Source organism: Mesorhizobium sp. M0968, assembly GCF_040319065.1.
Lineage (GTDB): Bacteria > Pseudomonadota > Alphaproteobacteria > Rhizobiales > Rhizobiaceae > Mesorhizobium.
Map to the genome: position 1 here is coordinate 92,686 of NZ_JAMYNL010000019.1, position 6,168 is coordinate 98,853.

6 protein-coding genes are annotated in these 6,168 nt (G+C 63.4%); all 6 read right to left on the reverse strand.

Annotated elements, in window-relative coordinates; genetic code table 11:
* Window positions 1–62 precede the first annotated feature (62 nt).
* Window positions 63–386, reverse strand: coding sequence for a hypothetical protein (locus NKH67_RS25510; RefSeq protein WP_352475073.1), 324 nt, complete (start codon window positions 384–386; stop codon window positions 63–65).
* Between the two features lie 472 nt (window positions 387–858).
* Entirely contained in the window at window positions 859–1,377 is a 519-nt protein-coding gene (locus NKH67_RS25515; RefSeq protein ID WP_352475072.1) for a flavin reductase family protein, read from the reverse strand.
* A gap of 27 nt (window positions 1,378–1,404) precedes the next feature.
* Window positions 1,405–2,823: an FAD/NAD(P)-binding protein gene (locus NKH67_RS25520; protein WP_352475070.1), complete on the reverse strand. Its 1,419-nt coding sequence runs from the start codon at window positions 2,821–2,823 to the stop codon at window positions 1,405–1,407.
* Window positions 2,820–3,995: an FMNH2-dependent alkanesulfonate monooxygenase gene (ssuD, locus tag NKH67_RS25525; protein ID WP_352475069.1), complete on the reverse strand. Its 1,176-nt coding sequence runs from the start codon at window positions 3,993–3,995 to the stop codon at window positions 2,820–2,822. Before ssuD ends, NKH67_RS25520 begins: the two co-directional genes overlap by 4 nt.
* Window positions 3,996–4,028: 33 nt before the next feature.
* Window positions 4,029–5,276, reverse strand: a complete 1,248-nt coding sequence (locus NKH67_RS25530; protein ID WP_352475068.1) for an SfnB family sulfur acquisition oxidoreductase — start codon at window positions 5,274–5,276, stop codon at window positions 4,029–4,031.
* Window positions 5,273–6,064, reverse strand: coding sequence for an ABC transporter ATP-binding protein (locus tag NKH67_RS25535; RefSeq protein ID WP_352475067.1), 792 nt, complete (start codon window positions 6,062–6,064; stop codon window positions 5,273–5,275). Before NKH67_RS25535 ends, NKH67_RS25530 begins: the two co-directional genes overlap by 4 nt.
* Between the last annotated feature and the right edge of the window lie 104 nt (window positions 6,065–6,168).

Below are 6,168 nucleotides of genomic sequence, written 5' to 3' on the forward strand. Positions count from 1 at the left end.
CAGATGCCAAACGGCTGTGCCAAAGCGGGACTAGGCCAATTCGCCTCGGAACGCCCGCCAAGCTAGTGCGCCTTCTCTGCCCCTTTTGAGCGACGAAGAGACCTAACTTCCTCCAGCAGTTCGCGCTCATTGGTAGTCACGTTTCGGAAGATTGCGACAATCATCACCGCTAAGGCTTCGGCATCCAGGCTTAGAGGGTCAATGTGCTCATCTGCGCAAACCTGATCAAACACGCGTTCACAAATAGCCAAATCGTGAGGGCTGAGGCGAGTGCGATTGAAACGCCGGCGCGACATTTGCGAGCCTTCAACGCCCGCCGCCCCGTTGCAAAAGAAGCGGGCCTTGGCAAGAAACGCGAGTCGTTGAACGATTGTTCCCGGCTGCAAGCTTTGTTAAGCCGCCTGCAGCAAGGGCAGACCAGAATGCATTCCCCACGCATCATGGCGCATGCGAGCGCCGTGAGGTGAGTGTGCAAGATCACAGCTTTTGACGAGCCTGTGCGCGTGTCACTCGGCAGGTCGCGGCGCGCCATATTTTTCGGCGACCTCGCCAACCGCGCACAATCATCGTCGAGCAGGTCAAGGAGGCCTTGGAAGATGCGCCAGCGAAACAATCTGGTGCTGCGAGAGAGGATTGAACGCTAAGTGTCCCTAAGAAAATCAATTACTTACGATGAGTTTTGTAACGTCGTGACGGGCGACAAAATGGCTGGGAATCACTTCTAGCCTGCGGTTCTGGCGGGATGCCAAAAGACCCGCCTCGCCTTTACTGTTTTCTCTCCAAGGCATTCTAGATCAAGCCTTCATTTGAATGCCTGGACCTTCACTGCGCCGTCAAGCACCAGGAACCGAAATACGTTTACGACGATCCGTATGCGCCGTGATGATAGATCAGCGCCGGGCCGGGCTCTCCGCTCACCACATGCCGGACGCTGCCGAGGATCAGCGCGTGGCTGTGGCGAATAATAGTATCCTCAACCGTGCAGTCGACCGCGGCAAGCGCCTCGTCGAGTGCCAGTGCGCCGCTTGCAAGGCTGGACCAGCGAGCGCCCTCGTAGCGCGCCGACCCCTTCAGGCCACCGCGCCCGGCAAAGCGGTCGGCAATCGCGATCTGGTCGGCACGCAGCACATTCACGCAGAAATGCCGATGCCGGCAGATGGCTGCCCAGGTAGACGAGTTCAGATTGATGCTGACAACCATCACCTCTGGTTCGACCGATAGGGAATGGGCGGTGGTAACGGTTGCGCCCGTCCGTTCGTCGCCAACACCTGCGGTGACCACGGAGACAGCTCCGGCCAGGTGTCGCATCGCAAATTTCAGGGGAACCCGGGTTTCCACTAAGGTTTCCACTAGGGGAACGCGTTCGGTCAGTGTCATCTGGATAGCCTCATCGTGTTTGCAGCTTCACGATGCCTTGCGACGCAACGCCGTTTGGTATCCCAACCATTGGTGAATTTCGGCGGCGATGCGCTCGGCATGTGCGGTGACTTCGGGAATTCCCATCAGTTCGCCGACGCTGCCTCGCGCCAATGGCCCGCTGACGAAAATGCTGTCGGTCGGGCGCCCGGATGTGCCGACCGCACGGCCTTGGCTGTCCGTATCCAAACCAAGACCAATCGGATCGAGCCGGACCAATCCCATCCGCGCGAGCGCCGCAATCGCCGTGTTGGTCCGCAAGATATCGGCGTGCGCCGGTCCGGTCGTCACGATCACACTGTCGAAAGCATCGACAACGAGGCTGCGTTGGCCACGCAGTCGCTGCCTGACGCAAATGCGTCCGTCGACCTGTTCGGCGCCGACAATCGTTGCGGCGCGATAGGCAAGCTTGCCCTCGGCGACGCATCGATCGAGCACGTCCGCAACTTGCGGCGCGAGGCGGAAGCGATGCACGTCCCAGAGCGCACGAAGATGGCGTGCCACACGTCGCTGCTCGGCCAGCGGCAAGGCCTGCCAGATGGTTTGTCCCTGACGTCGGACAGCATCGAGCACCGGATGCCAGTCTTCGCCCCGGCGCTTGGCATCAAGGATCGTTACCCGGATGCGCCTGAATAGTGCCGTTGCGCTGCGTGAAGGCAGGGTCGTGAAATCGCCAATTGAATCGGCCAGCATCGCGGCTTGGCCGCGCGAGCGATAGCCGTGGCGTGACAGCGCGACGATGTGGCCACGATGCCCCTTGCGGTCGAGCGTTGCAATCACGTCCGCCGACGTCAGTCCGGTGCCCACGACCAGGACACGGTCGTCGCGGCCGATCGCTTCCAGCCTCTCGAGATCATAGGGATTGGCCACCAGCCCGGCTGTGCCAGCCACGGACTTCAGGGGCATCGGCAAGGCCGGCGGCGGATGCGTCGTCGCAATCACCACGGCGTCGGCAGCGAGCGCCCCGCCATCAGCGAGGATCAGACGGTAGCCCTCGCCGGTGCGCTCGACCGATGCGACGGCGGACCTGACATGGCGGATCGTTTTGCTGAGAAGGAAGGGCCGGAGATGAGATCCCACATAGCGCCCGAAAACGCGACGCTGCGGGTAGAGTGCTCCGTAGGCGGCAATAGCCTCGGCATCGTCTACAATGGCTCTGGTCTGCTCCAGCCAGTCGGCAAAGTGGCTGTCCTGCCCGGAGATCAGCGTCATTCTCGACGCCGGCACATTGATGCGATGTGCCGGATCGGCCGTGGAATAAGCCAGACCATAGCCGAGCCCCTCGCGGGGCTCGACGACCACGATATCGGATGCACCGGCCGGGAGCAGTCGCGCCAGATGAAACGCAGTCGCCGCACCTGAAAAGCCGCCGCCGACAATCGCTATGATCGGTGCGCTGGCGCTCAAGACTGGCTCGCGCGCATCGCCGACGGGCGATGGTCGCCGGCCACGGTTTCGCCGAAGGGGCCCATGTTGACGGCCGTCGGCCGCGTTGAGATCTCGTGATCGAGTGGCAACTGCGGCAACACAAGTTCGCCGAAGCGATAGGCTTCCTCCAGATGCGGGTAACCGGACAGGATGAATGTATCGATGCCTATGCGCCGGTATTCATCGATCCGTGCCGCCACCGTAGCCGCATCGCCGACCAGTGCGGTGCCCGCACCGCCGCGCACCAGGCCGACACCAGCCCACAGGTTCGGGCTGATTTCCAGCTTGTCGCGGCGGCCGCCATGCAGCCGGCTCATGCGCGACTGGCCAACCGAGTCCATGCGCGCGAACACCTTCTGCGCCTCGGCGATCGTCTTGTCGTCCAGACGGCTGATCAGCCGATCGGCATCGGCCCAGGCTTCGTCATTGGTTTCACGGACGATGACATGCAATCGGATGCCAAAGCTCACCGCGCGTCCCGCCTTCTCGGCAAGGCCGCGCACATGGTCGACCTTTGCGGCGACATCGACCGGTGGTTCGCCCCAGGTCAGATATTTGTCGATCTGCTCGGCGGCGACTGCATTCGCCGCCTCCGACGAACCACCGAAATAGAGCGGCGGATGCGGCGTCTGCACAGGCGGGAACAGCAGCCTTCCGTCCTCGATGCGGAAGTGCTTGCCTTCGAAGGCAATGGTCTCGCCGCTGAGCACGGCCTTGTAGATATCGAGGAATTCCCGCGTCACCTCATAGCGCTCGTCATGGCTGAGGAAGATGCCGTCGCCCTTGTTCTCGACCGGGTCGCCGCCGGTGACGACGTTGATGAGCAGGCGCCCGCCCGAAATGCGGTCGAGCGTCGAGGTCATCCGCGCCGCGAGCGTCGGCGACTGCAGCCCGGGACGGACGGCAACGAGGAAGCGGAGCCGCTGCGTCAACGGCGCCAGCGCCGACGCCACGACCCAGCTGTCCTCGCAACTTCGGCCGGTCGGCAGCAGCGCGCCGTAATAGCCGATGGCGTCGGCGGCCTTGGCGACCTGGGTCAGATAGGGCAGGTCGACCGCCCTGCCCCCCTCGGAGGTGCCGAGATAGCGGCTGTCGCCATGGGTCGGAAGAAACCACAGGACCTTGATCCTGTCGGGGATGGCAGTGCTCATGAACAGTCCTCTATGACTTTACGGCGTTCTCGCTCAGCTCCAGGCGTGTAGCGGCGGATTGACGTCGTTCAGGTAATAGTTGCCGAGGATCGCGTATTTCCAGCGCACCGGATCGTGCAGCGTGTGGGTTCGGGCGTTGCGCCAGTGCCGGTCGAGATTGTGCTCGGCCAGTGTGGATCGCGTGCCGGCGAGTTCGAACAGTTTGTTGGTGGCGTTGATGGCGATCTCGGTGGTGAGGATCTTGGATTCGGCAACCGCGATCTGCGCTTTCGCGACGGTCCTATCGTTCGGATCGGCCACGGCGCGGTCGACCGCAAGGCCGGCCTTGTCCAGAACGGCCTGCGCCGCATTGGCCCGCAGGCGAAGGTCACCGACGGCCTGGATCGTGTAGGGATCCTGCCAGGCATGATCGACGCCGCTGTCGATCCACGCGCGCGACTTGGTGCGCACGAAGCTGACGGTTTCGTCGATCGCCGCGTTGGCGATGCCGAGATCGACAGCAGCCTGGATGATCTGGAAGATGGCGCCGTCGGCGGTCGGCCGGTCATAGCCCTTGTAGCCGGGGACGAGATGCGTCTTCGGCACTTTCACATTGTCCAGCAGGACTGTGCCGGACAGCGTCGTCTTCTGGCCGAAGCTCGACCAGTCGTCGATGACCGTCAGTCCGGGCGCGCCGCGATCGGCGATGGCATACCAGGCCCGGCCCTCGTCATCGAGCGCCACGATCGGCACCAGATGGGCGAGCAGCGCGCCGCTGGAATAGAATTTCTGGCCATTGACCACGACGTGGTCGCCAGCGTCGACGAATTTGGTCTCGAAGTCGGCCGCCCGCTTGGAGCCGAATTCCGAGAACGCGTTGCCGAACCGCGTGCCGGACAGAACTTCGGCGAAGAGCAACTGCTTCTGGGCCTCATCAGAGACGGTGCGGATGGCGGCGACGACGCCGAGATGGTTCTGCGGAATCTGGCCGAGCGACGGATCGGCCGCCGAGATGATTGTGATCACCTTCGACAGCGTCACATAGGAGAGTTCCGGTCCGCCATAGGCCTTCGGCACGTTGATCGACCACAGGCCGCTCTGCGAAAACGCATCGAGCTCTTCCTTCGGCCAGATGCGCTCGCGGTCCCGCCTGGAGGCGTCCTTGGCGAAGTCTGCGGCCAGTTTTTCCGCCACAGCGATCGCCTCGGCGTCGGTCTTGATGACATGCGCTCTGGCCGACGGACGCTCAACCGGGGGGACGGCGCTGCGGATATCGGACGGCTGCTTCGATTGGATGGTCATGCTGCGGTCTCCTGGGGAAAATGTTGCGATGGAAGCGGCGTGCCGCCGAGATAGTAGGTCTTGATGTCGTCGCGCTGGCGCAGGTCGGCGGCCGACCCTTCCAGCACGCTCTTTCCGTTTTCGAGCACGGTGGCGCGGTCGGCATATTTCAGCGCCACTGCCGAATTCTGCTCGGCGACAAGGATCGAAAGATCTTCGTCCCGATTGAGCCGCTTCAAAGCGCTGAAAATCTCGTCGACGATCAGCGGCGCCAGCCCCATCGAAGGCTCGTCCAGCACGAAGAGTTTCGGCCGCGACATCAGACCGCGGCCGATCGCCGTCATCTGCTGCTCGCCGCCGGAGGTGAGGCCGGACCGGGTTCGCCGCTTCTCGGTGAGCCTGGGGAAAAGCGCATAGACGCGGTCGAGGTCGGCCTTGACGCCGGTGCGGGAGGACGAACGCCCGAGCGCGCCGGTCAGAAGGTTCTCCTCGACCGTCAGCGAGCGGAAGCAGTGTCGGCCCTCGAGGACCTGGACCAGACCCTTGCGGACGAGGTGAGAGGGGCTTGCCCTGGAGACATCCTCGCCGTCGAAAGTGATCCGACCAGCGGTAACAGTGCCGCGCTCGGCCGGGAGGAGATTGGATACGGCGCGTAGCAGCGTCGTCTTGCCGGCGCCGTTGGAGCCGAGCAGTGCGACGATCTCGCCTTTGCCGACCGACAGGTCGACACCGTGCAGGGCGGCGATGGCGCCGTTGTAGACGGCCTCCACGCGACTGACCGACAGGATCGGATTTTCCGGGCTGGACATCGATGACTCCGCAATAGGCAGGAAATCGCCGGCCGCCCCGGGGGGGGGCCCGGGGTTTTTGTGGTTAATTTGTGGACCCAGGGTTGGGGGGGTTGGGGGGGGGG

Coding starts and splice junctions, on each gene's coding strand:
- NKH67_RS25515 (WP_352475072.1), bottom strand. CDS start 1,377: ATGACACTGACCGAACGCGTTCCCCTAGTGGAAACCTTAGTGGAAACC.
- ssuD (WP_352475069.1), bottom strand. CDS start 3,995: ATGAGCACTGCCATCCCCGACAGGATCAAGGTCCTGTGGTTTCTTCCG.
- NKH67_RS25530 (WP_352475068.1), bottom strand. CDS start 5,276: ATGACCATCCAATCGAAGCAGCCGTCCGATATCCGCAGCGCCGTCCCC.
- NKH67_RS25535 (WP_352475067.1), bottom strand. CDS start 6,064: ATGTCCAGCCCGGAAAATCCGATCCTGTCGGTCAGTCGCGTGGAGGCC.